Source organism: Ruegeria sp. BC7 (genome assembly GCF_056539165.1).
Window position 1 is genome coordinate 33,627 of the sequence record NZ_JBQFUL010000014.1, and the last position, 18,169, is coordinate 51,795.

Below are 18,169 nucleotides of genomic sequence, written 5' to 3' on the forward strand. Positions count from 1 at the left end.
TACCCGCTAGGTGTATTCTGCCACCCAGCTCACCTCTCGCAGGCAATGTCACTTGCAGCGCACCTCGCACGGCTACAGCCCGAGGTACCGGTACAAGTTATTCAACGTGTTTTCATGGACATATTCGATGGCCTGCACAGTGCTGTTGGCGTTGTGGCTCGAGACGGCGACATTTTCGAACTGCAGCAGAGGATGATCGGTGGTCAGAGGTTCCTGTTCAAAAACATCCAGCGCTGCCGCCGCAACTTTACCACTTTGCAGCGCGGCAATCAGTGCCGCTTCATCCACAAGCCCGCCGCGCGCCACGTTGCACAGGATCACCTGATCGCGGGCCCTTCCCAGCGTGTCCGTGTTGATCAGATGATAGTTCTCAGGCGTTTGATTGCAGCACAAACAAATCACATCGGCTTGATCCAGCAGGGCATCGAACGAAACGATCTGCGTGCCATCGGGCGCTGAGCCCAGATGCGGGTCGTGGGCAATCACATTCATGCCCAATCCGCGTGCCCTTTGGCCCACTCCCTGGCCAATGGCCCCATAGCCTACGACACCCATGGTCTTTCCGGTCATTCCGGGAAAGCGCCCCTTCGGCCATTCACCCGCGCGTATCATCCGGTCGGTGCGCGCCAGGCGACGTGTCGCGGCAAGCAACAGGCCAATGGCATATTCGCTGACCGCATCCCGGAATGCGCCCGGCGAATTGCAAACCGGTACTTTCAGGCGCCGTGCCGCTTCAAGGTCAATGCTGTCGATACCAGTGCCCCATTTCGAGATCACTTTGAGCCGCGGCAGATAAGCCTCCAGAACGGTTTGCGTGATCTGATCATCGCCGGCGAGCCACCCGTCCACGTCTTGGGAGTATTCCAGACATTGCGGTTCGGCCATGAACTGGTTTACTTCAGGCCAGATTGGCGTCAGCCCTTTTTCCCGCAATAGCGTGTCAAAACGATCTTTTTCGTTTATCATCATGATGTTGGAAACAAGCACATGCATGACGAAACCCTTATGCGTTTTTGCGTTTTGCCAGAACGCCCAAAAGAGCTTCGGCGATATCAAGGTCTTCCTGCGTTTTGATCACGTGACCCGAGATCGCACTCACCGGGTAAAAGGCGATCTTGCCATTGTAAGTGCCGATAGTGCCCGCTTCAACCGCCTCGATATAGGACTTTGCGCGCCAGCCGGTGATAGACCAGGTCACGCGCTGGACGGGGTTCAGATCTTGCGAGTTAGTTTTCTCTTGGAAAGTGAAGTTCACGGGCTGATCTTTAAACGCCACTTCAATCCGGTCCTGGATACAGGACAGCATCACATCCGCGTCCGATGCGATAAACGCTCCGGCAAAGTTTTTTATTTCCTCGGCTGTCAGCAAGGGTGCGATCGAATGTACTTGAATAAGAAAGTCGCAATCTACATTTTTAAGGAAGTCGTAAACAAACTGCTCTGATGTTGCGACTGAATTGCCCAAATCCTCGGGGCGCTGGTAAAAGTTGATACCGTACTGATCGGCGATGGGTCCGAACTCTGCGTTTTCCGAATTAACGTAGATTTCGTCAAAGCAGCCAGAGGTCTTGCATTTCTCGATCGCGTGGGTAATTAGCGGTTGTCCTGCCAGCAGGGCAAGGTTTTTCTTCTTCAGTCGCTGGCTGCCCATGCGCGCCGGTATCATTGCTATTGTTTTCATGTATTCCTTCCCATCGATAGCCAACTCAGACGCAACTGCGTTCAAACAAGGATTTATGCTTTTCAAATATTTCCCAAGGCGCACATAGGCTTTTTCGATCGTCGTCCAGAGGGACCGGCGCAGCACCGGGGTCATAGCTGGCATAGTGCAGCCCAGCCTCCTGGGCGATCAGGGCGCCTGCCATGTCATCCCAGCCTTTTGCTTCCCGGCTGGCAACAAGGCAGACGCGCCCGGCTGCGGCGTAACACAAATGTAGTGCCTGACTGCCAAAATTGCGCAGTTTGAACTCGGTCAGCAACTTTACAAGCGCGTCAGGGGCGACCGTTGCAAAATCCTTGAGCAACCCCGAGGACACGACTGCCAATTTTGATTGTCCGAGCGTGGGATGTAAAGTCGCTCCGTTCAGGCAAGCGCCACCGCCCCTCTGCGCCGAATAAAGATCGTTTTGTACGACATCATACACAGCGGACAGCGCCGGTTCGCCGTCGATGATCAAAACCACAGCAACACTGTAAACGGGCACTCCAGCAACAAAGTTCACGGTTCCGTCCAACGGATCAACCAGCCAGAATGAACCTGAGCCCTGGTGAGGGTGGTAGTCTTCCTCTCCCACCACTGAAGAACCGGGAAGCAATTCCGGCAGCTTGGCCTCAAGCAGCTTTTGCATGTTTAGGTCCAAACTGGTGACCAAGTCCAAACCATCAGAGCCTTTGCTCCAGATTTCCGGCCGCTCGTTGAATACCTCTTTCACCCAACAGGGCAGCGCGGCGCACAACGCCGCATGTAAGCCGTCTGGTGTTGGCTGACCAAGCATGGTCAGAACTTTCGTTCGGCAATAAGTGCTTCGTCCATGTTCGACATTCGCAGATACTGAGTCAGAATATGAATGAACGACATGTGGATGTCCTCGATGACGCCATAGTTCGTGGCTTCGACATGTACGTTCATGTCCGCCATGTCCCTTGATCGCCCGCCGGAAAACCCGGTAAACGAGATGGATTTCATGCCAATGCCCTTTGAGGCTTCAAGCGCCCTCACGACATTTTCGCTGTCCCCCGACGAGCTTACGGTCCATAGCAGATCACCGGGACGGGCCATGGATTGCAATTGGTAGGCAAAAATCTCGGCATATGAAATATCGTTGGCTAGTGCCGAGTTCATTTCGGTATGTGCGGAAAGCGACATGAAACGCGGTTTAAGCTCTGTGTCTGTGCGTACGCACTTCAAAAAGTCACACAACGAGTGGTTGGCAATACCGGCAGAGCCGCCATTGCCGCAGATGTAGATGAAGTTGCCCGCCCGGATCGTTTCGACGAGCAACGCGCAAACCTGATCCAGTGCGCTTAAGTTGCTTAGTGCTGCAGCCTTCGAGAGGGTTTCGAAGTACTGTCCAGCAAAGCTTTCACAACTCGGGAAACGCGTGTTTGGGAAAAAGTCTTTCATATCCATTCATCCTTCGAAGATGCGTAACTCTTAAGCTTCAAGCACAAAGCGCAGGACCCCAGACCTCAGGCTGCGCTGAAGCAGGATTTGTAAGTCACGCAAGCGGTTCTGGTCTGCCTCTCGAAAAAAGCCAGACCAGAAGGGGATATCAGAATTCTCGGTGGTCTTGAAGTAGCGATCCAGAATGACGGCATCCAGCCGACCGGGTGTTGACACTTCAAGAACTGAGAGCCCGATCCGTGCGCATAAAGCCTGAAAGCCCTTGATTGAAAATACGGTCAGCCGATCAAGCGGAATGAAGCTGGGGGAATCTGCTCCCAGAATTTCATACTCCAAACCGTCCGCACAGGAACTGGCAATGAAAATTACCGTTCCTGCTGGCACCGATTGCCTGATCGTCCGCATCAGGGCCTCGGGTTCGGCGACACGGTCCAACTCTGTCGGCATCAAGACCGCACGGGGCGCTATGTTCCTCAGACGCTCACCAATATCGTCAAATTCAGCGTTTTCGGGGGTGAGTGGTAGGAAATCCCAACTGCGATTGTGGCTTAGCCGCCGCGTCGATTTGGGCCAGGCGGTCGCCTGCGAGGCGAACCGAATATCGACAACTGTATCAAGCGGGCGCTGAAGCCGTGCTTCGGTAAGGCTGATCCAATTCATAAGTGAAACGAATTCGAACTCGCGGTTACTGCCTGTATCCCTGGTTTCTTTCTGACCGAAGATATCAAGGCGCAGACGGTCCAGCGTTTGTTGGCCGGGAACGCGCTGCGCAAAAATTGTGTTGCAATCAGTGCAGCGCTTAAATTCCAGCAACGTCTGGGAAAAGTTCTTGCTTCTGGCAAAATCTCCGCCACACGCCGGACAATTCTGACGCGCTGTCCACGTCGTATCGCCATCCAGCATCAATTGTAACAGTGCCTTATTTCGAGCAAGACGGTATTGGACGGGTTTTTCCCCGGTGATGGTGCTGACATCAGGAAGATGATCAAGAAAAACAGGTGTTTGCATTGTCAGATTGCCGGGTCAGAAAGCGTGGATTGCTCTTGCAGTATTCTTTGCCACTCTGGATCGGCGGAGTAAATTCTCTCGACCAGTTCCATCACATCCAACGCTTGCTGAGATGTTCCGCAGCGCAACGGTTCTTGCTTTACAACTGCGTCGTAAAACTCGGTGATTTCCTTGTCCCAGGACTTGTCTTCCGTAAAACGCAGTTCCTGACTTTCCGGGTTCGGGATCGGATTGCCTCCTGCATCCAGCCTGTTTAACGCAACTGTCAGCACTTCTGTCCCATAGCTGCCCGAAGCCGACAGGATGCCATCCACGGAAACAAACCCATTGCGCATAAAAAGCTCGAGCCGAAACGTGTGTTGCCACTGCGTGGCGGAAGAGTGGGCCGAGGCAATAATGCCATCAGCATTCTTCATCAGCGCGAAAGCGTTGTCTTCGACCGGAACATCTGTCCAAAAATTGCGCTGGACATAGCTTTGCACGTCCTCAAAGCGACCGGCAAACATCTGAAACAGATCCAGCATGTGAATGCCCTGATCAATCAGAATACCGCCACCGGACTGTGCCGGGTCATTGCGCCAGTTCTCCGCATAGTTCGGCCCGCCGGCCTTGCCGTAAACGCCGCGCATGAAATAGAGCTCACCCATTGTGCCGGCATCGATCAGCTTCTTTGCCTCTTCAATAGCGTCATGGACTCTGTGATTGAAGCCGAACTTCAAAACCCGATCTTTTGCAGCATGTTCAGCGCCTATCATGCGGCGCACATCATCCGAATTGCGACCGGGAGGTTTTTCCGAGAACACGTGTTTTCCGCGTTCCAGCGCCGTACAAACCACGTCCGGGATCATCATGTTCGGCACGCTGCAAACAATGATGTCCGGGTTGAAGTCATAAACAGCCAACGGGTCGGAAACCATGGGAACACTTGCATCGTGATCCAACGATGTGTCGCAAGCCACTACCACTTCAAACCCGCCGTGACGTTCCATTGCCTCGTGGCGAATCCGTCCCATTTTGCCATAACCGATTATGGCCACACGCAAGGTCATACACCAAACTCTCTTCATCGGGGCGCAGTGCCCAACAACGTTATGAAACCGTGCATTACAGTCTGAACGCCAAATCGTGCCGACCATATCAGGCTACAAACCCTGCGCAAGTTGGAAGTCCTTCGTAGGTGTGAGTACGCGCCAATTGAGATAAACTTCGATTGCACTGCGCCAGTTAGAGGCTATGAATTACCCGACACATGGAATTGCAGAAAATTTATGGATCAAAAACGCTCAGAACACATTCGCGCAGCGCTCTCGCAAGCCCGAACAGCGGGGCGCCCTGCGCTGCTGGAAGAGTCAGATATCCCCAAAAGCATGTCCGACGCGTATGCCATTAGCTTTGCGCAAATGAAAAATATCGCAGCATGGAAAGTTGGCGGGGCCAATCCATGGTCACGGAAAGTTTTCCGTAACAAAGACAGTTTCATTGGCCCTCTGCATCCGGAAGAGTTGTTCTTAGGTGTCCCGTCCGTTCCAGTTGAGCATCTCAATGCGCCGTTGGCTGAGCCGGAGATCATGCTCGAGCTTGTGCGGGGTAATAATACTGCTGGTAATATGGAGTTTTCCCGCATGGCAATCGGGTTCGAAATTCCGGCATCGGTTCTTCCCGAAGCGCTGAAACCAAATCTGAACGGACAGATCGTGGATCGGGCCGGAGCAGGTGCGCTTTGGATCACAGGAATCACTCCATTTGATCAAACTGCCTTGCAACAGAAATTTTCATCCCGCACATGGCATAATGGAACAGAAACCATATCCGGCAGTTCCACCAATCTGCCCAATGGTCCGCTGGGGGCTGCTTTCGAGTTTCTTAAGGTTGCGGCCAGTTTTGGCGCGCCGCTTCTGCCAGGACAATGGGTTGCAACGGGTGGTCTCAGCCCAGCTTTCCAAGTTGCAACTGGCGATTCTCTGCGTGTTAAGGCCCTGGGCTGGGATGTAAGCTTAAACCTGATCTGAGGCGCGACCTGCGTTCTGGTCTGGCGACAAACACCCAAAAAGGCATGTTGCTAGATCGAGACCGGATTTGTCTTCATCGAATTCGTGGACATGCCCAGTGGTTTGCTCAACTGCCGGTGGGCAATCTAGAAGACTATGCACAAGCTGAACTCGGTCGACGTGATCGATGTCCTGACGGATCTTTTCATACTTCGGGGTGCACCCCGATTCATACTTTCATACAACGGGCCGATATTTGTTGCCCAAGCCGTCAGGGATTGGATTTTCGCTATCGAAGCTAAGACAACCTACATCGAACCAGGAAGCCCTTGAGAGAACGGATCAGCAAGCCCTTTGGAGAATGGATACTGTGAAAGCTTTAAAGGCCGGTTCAGGGATGAGGTGCTCAACGGTGAAATCCTCTATAGCCTGCGCGAAGCACAAATTATGATCTTACAATGTTTGAGCGGATGTATTCCGGCGGTCCCTGCCTGAACATAAGCTGAATTTCTGGTGATTGAATTTTCTGGGTGCGATTTTTGGAAGCCGTTGGCAAGCGCATTGCTTCACGCGCTCAGGAATGTTCAGCGGCGGCTTTAGTTCAGGCCAATGGGCAGCTGAACATTTTCGATAGACTTGTAGATTGTCCGAAATGCAGACAAGCGGTCAGACAGGGCTGCGAAGAATTCGGGTTCAAACTTGCGCAAAGTTGGTGGTTGTTGGGCCAGGTCTCTGATGCTCAGCGCGCCAACCCCACAAGCGGCAAGGCGTGCGGCGCCGAATGCCGGGCCGCTGTCTGCGCCTTGGGGTCTCAGGATCGGTGTGCCTGTCGCTGAGGCGATCAGCCTAAGCAAAAGGTCCGACTGGCTGCCGCCGCCGATCGCCGACAGTTCGCCCAATGTGTCGCCAAAGCTTTCGATTGCGTCGGCAAAACTAAGGGCGATGGCCTCAACAACCGAATAGCAAATCTCGGCCCGCCCTGTGGCGTCCTCCAAGCCAAGAAAGCAGGCTCGGATTTGGGGGTTTCCATGGGGGCTGCGTTCGCCCGTGAGGTAGGGCAGGAAAATGGGCGCTCGCGTGCGGTTTGCGGTTTCAGCAAGCGCTACGACTTCGGTTGCTGAAAGACCAAGCTGACCGCCTATCCACGCGATTGGCCTTGCGCCATTCAGCATCGCAGCCATTTGATACCAGCGATCCGGCACCGTGTGAGCAAATGCGTGAACGTATCTTTCGGGATTGGGGCGATACCGTTGATCTGCAACAAAAAGCTGACCCGATGTACCAAGCGATATGAAGCCGCGCCCCGCCTCGGTGGCACCCAGAGAGACCGCGCCCGTTGCTGCATCGCCCCCACCTGCAACAACGGGGATGCCCTGCGGAAGCCCGGCTTCCTGCGCGCCCTGTGGTGTGATCTGCCCAACAACGCAATGACCATGTTTGACCGGAGGCAACCAATCCGGCTGGGTGCAGGTGGCCTCGGCGATCCGAGCACTCCATTCCCGCTGGGATTGATCCAACCAAAGCGTACCGGCTGCATCTGACACATCTGTCACGATCTCACCGTGAAGGCGCAGGCCGACATAGTCCTTTGGCAACAGTATATGCGCGATCCGCCCGTAACTTTCAGGTTCGGATTGTTCAAGCCACATGACTTTGGGTGCCGTGAAGCCCGGAAGGGGAAGAACACCGGCTATTTGACCGATCTGCGGAACGGCCGCGCGCAGTTGCTCGCATTGTGGGGCGGCTCGGTTGTCATTCCAAAGTATCGCGGGTCTGACCGGGCGCAGTTCCGCATCCAAAAGCACGGCCCCGTGCATTTGACCCGACAGCCCCACGGCCTGCGCATCGGCCAGACTGATTTCACGGCTCAAATGTTTGAGCGCTGTGATTGTCGCGCGCCACCAGATATCGGGCGTTTGCTCCGACCATCCGGGCTGAGGAGAAGATGTTTGGATGTCAACATAAGCCGCAGCCAGAATGTCCGTCGCACTCGTGCAGACGACCTTGACCGCCGAGGTTCCGATATCAATCCCGATGAACATGTTGAATCTGTAGTCCGGCTTGGATTGGGCGGCAATAGACGCGGTATTGATTTTTTGGCGCGCGCAAAGAATATGTAAAGTTGCGACAAGATCGCAATGGATCAATACGTGCAGGCCGACAGATGACCAAGATAAAGAACATGGAGGAGTTTGCCGCAGTAAGTGGAATCTCACGACCGACGGTTTCAAAGTACTTTCACGACCCCGACAGTGTGCGTGCCAGCACGCGCGCTAAGATAGAAGAAGCCCTTGAGCGGTTTGACTATCGCCCGAATATCTATGCCATCAATCAGAACCGAAAGCTGACAAAGAACGTCGGTATCGTGGTGCCCTATCTGGCCGACCCGTTCTTTGCCGAAATCGCCCGCTACCTCGAGCAAAGCTGCATTGCGGCAGGGTATCGGCCAACCTTGTTCAGTTCTCACGGCGAACAAAAGCTTGAGAATGAGATACTCGATAGCCTGCGCTCTCTGAAACCTGCGGGCGTGCTGCTTGCACCGCTGGGGCGGGCGTCCGACAAGTCGGCGATCGAAAAATTCTGCACCGACGTCCCGACGGTTCTTTTCGACAGTAACCTGGAGGGGCTGGGTGCGGCCTTCATTGGCTCGGACAACTTCAGCTTTGTTTCCCAAACCGTGGAATACATGACCCGCACGGGCGAACCTCCGTCCTTCTTTGAAATGCGCACCCCGGCCAACCCGAACGCGAACAAGCGGCGCAAGGCGTATAACGAGGTGATGAAGCGTCTGGGGTTTGAGCCTCATGTTATCAAGGTCGAAGGCAAAGGCTGGGCCTTCGAGGATATCGGCCGTCGCGGAGCGCTCAAGGTTCTGGAGGAGGGCGAGCTGAGAACAGATTCGGTCCTGTGCAGCAATGACCGGCTTGCCATCGGCTTTCTGGCAGCCTGTTACGAGCAGGGGATTCGGGTCGGTCGCAGAGAGGATTGCGCTTTGCGGGTGGCCTCTAATGATGATCATCCCTTTGCAAAATTCACGTGCCCCTCGTTGACTACAGCGGCTCATGACTATGACAACGTTGCCGCGCGCAGTGTCGAGACGTTGTTTGAACTCATTGAAAGTGGTGGGAAATTTGATGTGCGGACAGAGACCCTGTTTCCGGCCAGGTTGGTGTTGAGGGAATCCGCGTGACGCTCAAAAATTAACGCGCGTAAAGTTTTTATTGACGCCGCGATAATTTACAAACTACCCTCTCTGCACGACATCCAAGCTCAGGGAGGACAGGGATGTATCTGAAGAACGCACTTCGTGCGGCGACTGCACTGACATTCGTCGCAACGGCAGCAGCCCACGCGCAATCCATCACAATCGCAACAGTGAACAACGGCGACATGATCCGGATGCAGGGCTATACGGACAAGTTCACCGAAGCGACGGGCATCGACGTAGAGTGGGTGACGCTGGAAGAAAACGTTCTGCGCCAGCGCGTCACCACGGACATAACAACCAAGGGCGGCCAGTTCGACATCATGACCATCGGGATGTACGAAACCCCGATCTGGGGCTCGAATGGTTGGCTGGTGCCACTGGATGGTCTGTCCGAGGAATACGACGTCGGCGACCTTCTACCGGCTATGGCCGGTGGTCTGAGCCATGAAGGTACGCTCTATGCGGCGCCATTCTACGGCGAAAGCTCGATGATCATGTATCGCATGGACCTGATGGAGAAAGCGGGCTTGGAGATGCCCGAAGCCCCGACCTGGCAGTTCATCCGCGAGGCGGCGGCCGCCATGACGGACCGCGACAACGACATCAACGGAATCTGTTTGCGCGGCAAGGCTGGTTGGGGTGAGGGCGGTGCCTTTATCACCGTGACCGGCAATTCGTTTGGCGCGCGTTGGTTTGACGAGGACTGGAAACCTCAGTTCGACCAGCCCGAGTGGAAAGAGGCGCTGACCTTCTTTGTCGACATGATGGGTGAATCCGGTCCGGCAGGCTATGCCACAAACGGTTTCAACGAAAACCTGTCACTGTTCCAGCAAGGCAAATGCGGAATGTGGATTGATGCCACTGTCGCCGCGTCCTTCGTGACAAATCCCACCGATTCAACCGTGGCTGACAAAGTCGGCTTTGCGCTTGCTCCGAACGCGGAAGGCGTCGATAAACGAGCGAACTGGTTGTGGGCATGGGCCTTGGCAATTCCGGCAGGCACACAGCAAGAGGACGCGGCCAAGCAGTTCATCGAGTGGGCAACCTCGAAGGAATACATCGAACTGGTTGCCGAGAATGAAGGGTGGGCCAATGTGCCTCCGGGCGCGCGGACTTCGTTGTACGAAAATCCGGAATACAAGGATATTCCCTTCGCACAGATGACGCTCAAGTCGATCCTGGCGGCTGACCCGCAGAACTGCTGCGCCCAGCCGACGCCCTATACCGGTATCCAATTCGTTGCGATCCCGGAATTTGCGGGCATCGCCACGCAGGTAAGTCAGGAGTTTTCGGCAGTTTACGCCGGACAGCAATCAGTGGACGAAGCGCTTGAAAAAGCTCAGGCATTCACTGCTGAAGAAATGGAAGCCGCAGGGTACTGAGGTCTTCTCCCCGGCGGGTGGGCACATGTTGCCCCCCGCTCTCACTTTCACAACTCGCGTTTTTCTCGCAGGCTTGTGCTACGCCTGAACAGAGAGGGTTTGCGCCATGGCAACTCAACATTCCCGATCCGTCGCTCGCCTGATGATGGCACCTGCCGTGGTTTTGCTGCTTGGCTGGATGCTCGTTCCGCTGACGATGACACTGTATTTTTCCTTCAAGAAATACCTTCCTCTTCGTGGCGGTGATCTGGGCTGGGTCGGGTTGGATAACTACATCCGCTTCGTTTCTTCCAGTTCGTTCTGGCCGGCCGTGCAGGCGACGCTTGTGATCGTTGGCGGTGTCTTGGTGATAACGGTCATTCTGGGTGTTCTTCTGGCGATGTTGCTGGACCAGCCAATGTGGGGCCAAGGCGTTGTCCGCATCCTTGTAATCGCTCCGTTCTTTGTCATGCCGACAGTGTCCGCGTTGGTTTGGAAAAACATGTTCATGGATCCGGTGAATGGGTTGCTGGCACATCTGTGGCGCTTTTTCGGGGCCGAGCCGATTTCCTGGCTGTCCCAGGCGTCGATGACTTCGATCATCATGATCGTTTCGTGGCAGTGGCTACCCTTCGCGACCCTGATCCTGCTGACTGCGATCCAGTCGTTGGACAGTGAACAACTGGAGGCCGCTGAAATGGATGGAGCGCCGCCACTAAAGCGGTTTTACCATATCATCCTGCCGCATCTCGGCCGCGCGATAACTATCGTGATCCTGATCCAGACCATCTTTTTGTTGTCGATCTTTGCGGAAATCTTCGTGACCACTGGCGGTGCTTTCGGCACCCGTACCCTGACCTACCTGATTTTCCAGCGTGTGCTGGAAAGCCAGAACGTGGGTCTTGGATCAGCTGGAGGGGTCTATGCCATCATCCTTGCCAATATTGTTGCGTTCTTCCTGATGCGCATCGTCGGCAAAAATCTGGACGCGTGAGGAGGTAACAGTCATGGCCCGCGCCGTCACACCCCGCCGCAAATCGCTGAACACCGCCCTTGCCTGGGCTGTCGGTCTGCTGATCTTTTTCCCGATCCTCTGGACGATCCTGACCAGCTTCAAGACAGAGGCACAGGCCATCGCCAGCCCACCGCTGTTCCTGAATTTTGACTGGACGCTCGAGAACTATGCCGTTGTGCAGGAACGCTCGGACTATATGCGGTTCCTGTGGAATTCAGTCATCCTCGCAGGGGGCTCGACCCTGTTGGGGGTTATCATCGCAGTGCCTGCGGCGTGGGCGATGGCCTTTGTGCCCTCAAAGCGCACCAAAGATATTCTGCTGTGGATGCTGTCCACCAAGATGCTGCCAGCCGTCGGTGTGCTGTACCCGATTTATCTGCTGTTTATCCGGCTGGGTTTGCTGGATACGCGCGGGGGGTTGGTGGTTGTGCTGATGCTGATCAACCTGCCGATCATCGTCTGGATGCTCTACACCTATTTCCGCGAAATTCCCGGAGAAATTCTGGAAGCCGCGCGAATGGACGGCGCTTCGCTGAAAGAGGAAATCCTCTACGTTCTGACTCCGATGGCCATTCCCGGCATTGCGTCGACCGTGCTTTTGAACTTCATCCTTGCCTGGAACGAGGCGTTCTGGACGCTCAACCTAACCGCTGTCGATGCGGCCCCGCTCACGGCGTTTATCGCCAGCTATTCCAGCCCCGAGGGTTTGTTCTTTGCCAAACTCAGCGCGGCTTCGACGATGGCGATCGCACCAATCCTGATCCTTGGCTGGTTCAGCCAGAAACAACTTGTCCGCGGCCTGACCTTCGGCGCTGTGAAATAAGGAAGACGATTTATGGGACGCATACAACTCAAGTCCGTGACCAAGAGCTTCGGCGACGTGCAGGTTATCCCACCGCTGGATCTGACCATCGAGGATGGCGAGTTCACCGTTTTCGTCGGCCCATCGGGGTGCGGAAAGTCCACCCTTTTGCGCCTGATTGCGGGTCTGGAGGATATAACGTCGGGATCCATTGATATCGATGGGGCAGATGCCACGGATGTGCCGCCCGCCAAACGCGGATTGGCGATGGTTTTCCAGTCCTACGCGCTTTATCCGCACATGTCCGTTCGCAAAAACATTGCCTTCCCATTGCGCATGGCCAAGCTGGATCAGGCTGAAATTGACCGTCGCGTAGAGGGGGCCGCACAGGTTTTGAACCTGACCGACTACCTCGACCGCCGTCCTGGACAATTGTCGGGCGGTCAGCGCCAGCGCGTGGCCATCGGGCGTGCCATCGTTCGCGAACCCGCAGCTTTTCTTTTTGACGAGCCTCTCTCCAACCTCGACGCCGCGTTGCGGGTCGGCATGAGGCTTGAAATCAGTGAGCTTCATGAGCGGCTTGAAACCACCATGATCTACGTCACCCACGATCAGGTAGAAGCGATGACGATGGCCGACAAGATTGTTGTCCTTCAAGCCGGGATTATCGAACAGGTTGGCAGCCCGCTCGAGCTGTACCGAACACCGCGAAACTTGTTTGTGGCCGGGTTCATCGGCTCGCCCAAGATGAACTTCATCTCTGGCGAAGAGGCCGCGAAACATGACGCGCACACGATCGGAATTCGCCCCGAACATATCGCTGTGTCTGACAGCAGCGGAGAGTGGTCGGGCGTTGTTAGCGTATCCGAGCATCTCGGCTCGGACACGTTCTTCCATGTGCATGAGACCGGATTGGCCGAAACAATCACTGTCCGTGCCGATGGCGAGGTCGGATTCCGCCACGGGGATCGCATCCACCTGACTCCGCGTGCGGATGTCATTCATCGTTTTGATGCGCAGGGGCTCAGGATTGAATGAGACGGCTGGAAGGGAAAACTGCACTCATTACAGGTGCCGCGCGGGGGATCGGTCTGGCATTCGCCAAGGCGTATGTAACGGAAGGCGCGCGCGTTTCCATTGCCGATATCGACATAGGCCGGGCGCGGCTTGCAGCGGATGAAATTGGCTCTGCTGCGGTCGCAGTCGAGATGGACGTTTGCGATCAAAACAGCATCGACGCCGCCGTTGCCGAAACCGCTGCGCAGTTCGGACCCATCGACATCCTGATCAACAACGCCGCGATCTTTACCGCAGCGCCGATCACCGAAATCGACCGCGCCGATTATCAGCGCGTCTTCGACATCAATGTTGCCGGAACACTGTTCACGTTGCAGGCCGTGGCGCGGCACATGATTCAGAACAAAGTGAAGGGCCGCATCATAAACATGGCGTCTCAGGCCGGGCGGCGCGGTGAGCCACTGGTCGCGGTCTACTGCGCCAGCAAAGCGGCCGTTATCTCTCTGACCCAATCAGCGGGTCTGAACCTGATCTCGCAGGGGATCAACGTGAATGCCATCGCACCCGGTGTTGTCGATGGCGAACATTGGGACGGTGTAGACACGTTCTTTGCCAAATACGAAGGAAAGGAGCCGGGTCAAAAAAAGCGGGAAGTCGCGGCTGCGGTACCATTCGGACGCATGGGGTCGGCCGAGGATCTGACAGGCATGGCGGTTTTTCTGGCCTCGGACGACGCCGAATACATCGTGGCCCAGACATACAATGTCGATGGCGGAAACTGGATGAGCTGATGAACCCTCTGACCACTCCACCGGTACGGCTTGGGCGCGGCGCACTCGCTGATCTGCGCTCCGACATAGGTCGGCCACGTTACCAAAGGGACGACCTGACGCCCGGCATTGTTCACATCGGGTTGGGAAATTTTCATCGTGCACATCAGGCGTGGTACATTCATCAGTTGATGCAGACAGGAGCCGCGCTGGACTGGGCAATTATCGGAGCCGGGGTTCGCGCCTATGACGCGGACATGCGCCGCAAGCTGATGGAGCAGGACTGTCTGACAACGCTGATCGAATTGGACCCTTCAGGCGTGTCCGCCGAGGTGATCGGGCCGATGGTGGATTATCTGCCGATCGAGGAGGGGAACGCCCCGTTGATCCGGAAAATGGCGGACCCTGCCATACGTATCGTCTCGCTTACGGTGACCGAAGGCGGGTACTACCTTGACGCCAATACGGGCGATTTTGACACGTCGCACGATGACATCCGCCACGACGCGCGGCATCCGGACAGCCCTGTCACGGTATTCGGAGCAATCGTCGCAGCGTTGAAACAGCGTATGATCGCCGGGTTGCGGCCGTTCACAGCCCTGAGCTGTGACAACCTTCAAGGCAACGGCACGATTCTTCGAGGATGCGTCGTCGATCTCGCTCGCTTGTCCGACCCCGTTCTGGCCGACTGGATTGACGAGAACGGGGCGTTTCCGAACTCGATGGTTGACTGCATCGTTCCGGCAACGACCGAGCAGGTTATTTCCCAATGCCGCGCCTTGGGTCTGGATGACCGCGCGCCTGTGACACACGAGAACTTTCGCCAATGGGTGATCGAGGACAATTTCTGCGCTGGCCGTCCTCAACTTGAGGACGTTGGGGTTACAATGACAGCTGACGTTCATTCATACGAAGCGATGAAACTGCGCATCCTGAACGGCGGCCATCAGATCCTTGCCAATGTGGGTGAGGTTCTACACGTCCCGACCATAGCTGAATGTATGCAGGACAAGGACATTTCCGCCTTTTTCAGAAAGGTTCAGGTCGATGACATTGTCGAGCATGTAAAACCTGTCCCCGGCCTGAGCCCATTGGGATACCTGGACCTGATCGAGCGGCGTTTCGCGAACCAGGCCATCCACGACACAACGCGCCGCGTGGCCTTTGACGGCTCGTCCCGTCACCCTGGATTTCTATTGCCAACGTTGCGCGATGCGATAGAGGCGGGCTCATCGTTGGGTGGGCTCGCCCTGGCCGAGGCGTTCTGGTGCCGGATGTGTGCAGGAACGCGCGAAGATGGGACGGAAATCGAGGCGAACGACCCGATTTGGGGGCAGTTGCAATCGCGAGCGCTTGCTGCAAAGGAAAATCCGCGCGTTTGGATCGAAAATCGCAAGCTGTACGGCGATGCGGCGACGGTCGCCCGTTTTTCAGATGCGTTCTCAAATTGGCTCACCCGTATCTGGAGTGACGGCAGCCGCCGCGCACTCAGGACTTATCTGGGCGACGCGGAATAGCCATCTGCGGTCAGGTCCAGCGGCGGCCATCTCTACACCGCCAGCAAAACCCCTTATGGCAATAGAAGGGGTACGGTTGCTCGCGGTGTTCAGAACGGACAGGCAAACGCCAACCGGACTGAATTCGCGGCTAATGCAATTTGTAGGGATTTTGGTGGAGCCTAGGGGAAACGCCGCCGAACGCCTAATGCGCTGATAGTAAACACTATTGTGGTGTGTTGGTTTGTAGTGTGTCTCACCCTAGTGTCACACTTTGAAGTGCGCAACCTGCTACGTCGAACTGTGCATGCCCAAACCTACACCGGACTACTGCCTTCTACTGGTGCGGCAGGTTGCGGCTGGCCTGCATCTGTTGAACATCGTCAGGCCAAGTGGAGCGTATGTAGGCCAGCACGTCCCATATACCTTCGTCAGTCAGGATGCCCTCAAAACCGGGCATGCCACTGTTGAAGTCTTTAATGCCACGTGCTGCCAATGCGCCCGCCCCACCTAGCTTGGTGTACTCGAACAGTAGCTGGTTATCATGGTGCCATGTGTGCCCTGTCACGTCATGTGGTGGAGCAGGCAACACTCCGTCGTCGTCGGGTGTCTGCCAGTTGGGTTGGCCTTCCAGATTACCTCCATGGCATGAGGCACAGTGCTCTGCATAGAGTTCCTGCCCATTCGCGAGGTCTCTATCTAACAACTCATGGTCTGCAGCGATGCTGGTACCAATGCAGCATATAGCAAGTGCGGAAAGGTGTTTGTTCATCTCTACCTACCTTAACTCGGAAGTGTTAGTACGCTGGTGAGTGTCGCCGTTGTCGCCAAAACCACTAATACGACTATTGCCTCGACCTCGATAGACCGAGCGAGGTGTTGTGCTGCCTTCGCCTCTCCACTTTGCATGGCGGGAACAAATCGGAGCTTATTCGCGGCGGCGAGGACCAACAGCAGCCCCACAAGGAACACTTTGAACAACAGTGCCTGCCCGTAGCCAGTGAACAAGAGCCCTTGTAGACTGCCGACAAGTAACCAAGCCATCCATAGGCCAACACCGATCAAGGCCGGTACAACCAATGCGGCAGTTTGCCCAAACCTATGACCTAGTTCAGCAGCATCTGTCAGGTGTTCAGGCATGAGAGCCATACTCCGAAGCGGGCTAAAGATGCCCACCCAGAAGGCTACACATAGCAGGTGCAACAGGAGCAAGAGTTTGACGCCAACACTTTCTAGTTCAGGCACGTGCCCGATCTGTGCAAAGGACCACAAAGCCACCGTGCCACCCAACAATGCGATCCATAGACCAAAGTGAGGAATAGACAGTCCTACAAGGATCATCACTGCGCTAATAACGCGGTAAACAAGTACGTCGCCTACGGATGTCTGCCAAAGTAGACCAAGCATCTCTGGATCGACCATGCCGTCAAATCCGCCTGTTAAGGCGGCTCCACGAAGCATGAAGCCAACCACCGTTGCGGCGAGAGCAAGGCACGCTAAGGCCCTAGCTTGGCGCTTCATCGCTCGGTGTATCGGTGAGACAAAGCGGGAATAGATGCAGCTAACAATCATAAGCCCGGTGGAGCCCGCAAAGCCGATGTAGAGCCCTAGCTTTGCGAGGATCGTGGCAATACCCCAAATGTCTGGCATGCTCATTCCACGGTAAAGGAAAACTCGCCCTGCATCGCATGGCCGTCTTCACCTAAGCCTCGCCATTCAATGATATAGGTGCCCGTTCCATTGCTCGGCAGTGGGATCGTGAACTCCTGACCAAAACTTGTCTGCTCGCCCAAATCTAGGCTTACTGCCGAGTGTTCTTCATGGGCCATCTCTATCCGTGTCAGCCGGATGTCCTTAGAGAAGTTGAGACCAATTTCAGCGGGCACAGTGGTCATTGTGGCTCCGTCGGCAGGGGTCGTTTCTTCGACTTTGGAATGCGCCAGCACGCCGCTGGGAAGAGCAACCATGAGTGCGAGCGTTATGATCTTTTTCATGGTCCTGTCCTCAATTTATCCCGTTGGCACGTTGAATTTCACGAATGTACGCGATCACCATAGCAACGTCACCTCGCGTCAGACCTTCTACTGGCGGCATGTCTCCAAACTGCCAATGGTGGCTTCTTACACCTTGTGAAACCGCCCGCTGAAAGGCTTCATCGGCATGGTGGCTGGGTTCGTATATTTTGTGGATCAGAGGTGGTCCTGCGCCTTCTACACCGACCGCATTGACGCCGTGGCAGGAGGCGCAGGAGACCTCAAAGATACGCTGGCCGATTGCGGCATTACCGTCTACTCAAACGCAATTCTGACATTGTGGCCGATATTACGACGCTGGTATCCGCACTTGGTCACTTGGGGCGGCTGGATGACGTCCCAGATCT

The 18,169-nt window shown here is 55.5% G+C and carries 18 protein-coding genes and 2 pseudogenes; 9 read left to right on the forward strand and 11 right to left on the reverse strand.

What is annotated here, in order from left to right; translation table 11 throughout:
• Nucleotides 1-72: 72 nt before the first annotated feature.
• Genes ACR0KS_RS19900 through ACR0KS_RS19925 form a run of 6 tightly spaced genes read right to left on the reverse strand, consistent with a single transcriptional unit; the run spans nucleotide 73 to nucleotide 5,181 of the window.
• Nucleotides 73-993 (reverse strand): phosphoglycerate dehydrogenase, encoded by a 921-nt coding sequence (locus ACR0KS_RS19900; RefSeq protein WP_170568118.1) that lies wholly within the window; start codon nucleotides 991-993, stop codon nucleotides 73-75.
• Nucleotides 994-1,003: 10 nt separating this feature from the next.
• A complete protein-coding gene (locus ACR0KS_RS19905; protein ID WP_170568143.1) occupies nucleotides 1,004-1,681 on the reverse strand; it encodes a cytidylyltransferase domain-containing protein in 678 nt (225 codons plus the stop codon).
• 25 nt (nucleotides 1,682-1,706) lie between these two features.
• Nucleotides 1,707-2,495 (reverse strand): inositol monophosphatase family protein, encoded by a 789-nt coding sequence (locus ACR0KS_RS19910; RefSeq protein WP_170568117.1) that lies wholly within the window; start codon nucleotides 2,493-2,495, stop codon nucleotides 1,707-1,709.
• Nucleotides 2,496-2,497: 2 nt separating this feature from the next.
• Complete coding sequence (locus tag ACR0KS_RS19915; RefSeq protein ID WP_170568116.1) at nucleotides 2,498-3,124, reverse strand: SIS domain-containing protein; 627 nt, start codon at nucleotides 3,122-3,124, stop codon at nucleotides 2,498-2,500.
• 30 nt (nucleotides 3,125-3,154) lie between these two features.
• Nucleotides 3,155-4,132: a hypothetical protein gene (locus tag ACR0KS_RS19920; RefSeq protein WP_170568115.1), complete on the reverse strand. Its 978-nt coding sequence runs from the start codon at nucleotides 4,130-4,132 to the stop codon at nucleotides 3,155-3,157.
• 2 nt (nucleotides 4,133-4,134) lie between these two features.
• Nucleotides 4,135-5,181 carry a Gfo/Idh/MocA family protein gene (locus tag ACR0KS_RS19925; RefSeq protein ID WP_170568114.1) on the reverse strand — a complete coding sequence of 349 codons (1,047 nt, stop codon included), beginning with the start codon at nucleotides 5,179-5,181 and terminating at the stop codon, nucleotides 4,135-4,137.
• Between the two features lie 219 nt (nucleotides 5,182-5,400).
• Between ACR0KS_RS19925 and ACR0KS_RS19930 the strand changes: the two genes are divergently transcribed.
• Both ACR0KS_RS19930 and ACR0KS_RS19935 read left to right on the forward strand, forming a co-directional pair.
• Nucleotides 5,401-6,141 (forward strand): FAA hydrolase family protein, encoded by a 741-nt coding sequence (locus ACR0KS_RS19930; protein WP_170568113.1) that lies wholly within the window; start codon nucleotides 5,401-5,403, stop codon nucleotides 6,139-6,141.
• 141 nt (nucleotides 6,142-6,282) lie between these two features.
• Nucleotides 6,283-6,573, forward strand: a pseudogene (locus tag ACR0KS_RS19935) (integrase core domain-containing protein); the annotation flags it as partial.
• Nucleotides 6,574-6,716: 143 nt separating this feature from the next.
• Here ACR0KS_RS19935 and xylB read toward each other — a convergent pair.
• Nucleotides 6,717-8,162 carry a xylulokinase gene (gene xylB, locus ACR0KS_RS19940; protein ID WP_170568112.1) on the reverse strand — a complete coding sequence of 482 codons (1,446 nt, stop codon included), beginning with the start codon at nucleotides 8,160-8,162 and terminating at the stop codon, nucleotides 6,717-6,719.
• A gap of 122 nt (nucleotides 8,163-8,284) precedes the next feature.
• On the opposite strand from xylB, the gene ACR0KS_RS19945 reads away from it, so the two are divergent.
• From ACR0KS_RS19945 to ACR0KS_RS19975, 7 genes are all read left to right on the forward strand, one after another.
• Nucleotides 8,285-9,310, forward strand: coding sequence for a LacI family DNA-binding transcriptional regulator (locus ACR0KS_RS19945; RefSeq protein WP_170568111.1), 1,026 nt, complete (start codon nucleotides 8,285-8,287; stop codon nucleotides 9,308-9,310).
• A 95-nt stretch (nucleotides 9,311-9,405) separates the two neighbouring features.
• Entirely contained in the window at nucleotides 9,406-10,710 is a 1,305-nt protein-coding gene (locus ACR0KS_RS19950) for an ABC transporter substrate-binding protein (protein ID WP_170388043.1), read from the forward strand.
• 106 nt (nucleotides 10,711-10,816) lie between these two features.
• Nucleotides 10,817-11,683 carry a carbohydrate ABC transporter permease gene (locus ACR0KS_RS19955; protein ID WP_170388045.1) on the forward strand — a complete coding sequence of 289 codons (867 nt, stop codon included), beginning with the start codon at nucleotides 10,817-10,819 and terminating at the stop codon, nucleotides 11,681-11,683.
• Nucleotides 11,684-11,696: 13 nt separating this feature from the next.
• Nucleotides 11,697-12,527 carry a carbohydrate ABC transporter permease gene (locus tag ACR0KS_RS19960; RefSeq protein WP_170388048.1) on the forward strand — a complete coding sequence of 277 codons (831 nt, stop codon included), beginning with the start codon at nucleotides 11,697-11,699 and terminating at the stop codon, nucleotides 12,525-12,527.
• 12 nt (nucleotides 12,528-12,539) lie between these two features.
• Nucleotides 12,540-13,544 (forward strand): ABC transporter ATP-binding protein, encoded by a 1,005-nt coding sequence (locus tag ACR0KS_RS19965; protein WP_170418472.1) that lies wholly within the window; start codon nucleotides 12,540-12,542, stop codon nucleotides 13,542-13,544.
• Nucleotides 13,541-14,314, forward strand: coding sequence for an L-iditol 2-dehydrogenase (locus ACR0KS_RS19970; protein WP_170568110.1), 774 nt, complete (start codon nucleotides 13,541-13,543; stop codon nucleotides 14,312-14,314). The genes ACR0KS_RS19965 and ACR0KS_RS19970 overlap by 4 nt, the downstream gene beginning before the upstream one ends.
• Entirely contained in the window at nucleotides 14,314-15,810 is a 1,497-nt protein-coding gene (locus ACR0KS_RS19975) for a mannitol dehydrogenase family protein (RefSeq protein ID WP_170568109.1), read from the forward strand. Before ACR0KS_RS19970 ends, ACR0KS_RS19975 begins: the two co-directional genes overlap by 1 nt.
• 316 nt (nucleotides 15,811-16,126) lie before the next feature.
• On the opposite strand, the gene ACR0KS_RS19980 is transcribed toward ACR0KS_RS19975, so the two are convergent.
• From ACR0KS_RS19980 to ACR0KS_RS19995, 4 genes and pseudogenes are all read right to left on the reverse strand, one after another.
• Nucleotides 16,127-16,495 (reverse strand): c-type cytochrome, encoded by a 369-nt coding sequence (locus tag ACR0KS_RS19980; RefSeq protein ID WP_480693322.1) that lies wholly within the window; start codon nucleotides 16,493-16,495, stop codon nucleotides 16,127-16,129.
• 77 nt (nucleotides 16,496-16,572) lie between these two features.
• Nucleotides 16,573-17,439 (reverse strand): CopD family protein, encoded by an 867-nt coding sequence (locus ACR0KS_RS19985; protein WP_170568107.1) that lies wholly within the window; start codon nucleotides 17,437-17,439, stop codon nucleotides 16,573-16,575.
• 2 nt (nucleotides 17,440-17,441) lie between these two features.
• Nucleotides 17,442-17,783: a copper resistance CopC family protein gene (locus ACR0KS_RS19990; protein ID WP_170568106.1), complete on the reverse strand. Its 342-nt coding sequence runs from the start codon at nucleotides 17,781-17,783 to the stop codon at nucleotides 17,442-17,444.
• Between the two features lie 10 nt (nucleotides 17,784-17,793).
• A pseudogene (locus ACR0KS_RS19995) lies at nucleotides 17,794-18,072 on the reverse strand (c-type cytochrome); the annotation flags it as partial.
• Between the last annotated feature and the right edge of the window lie 97 nt (nucleotides 18,073-18,169).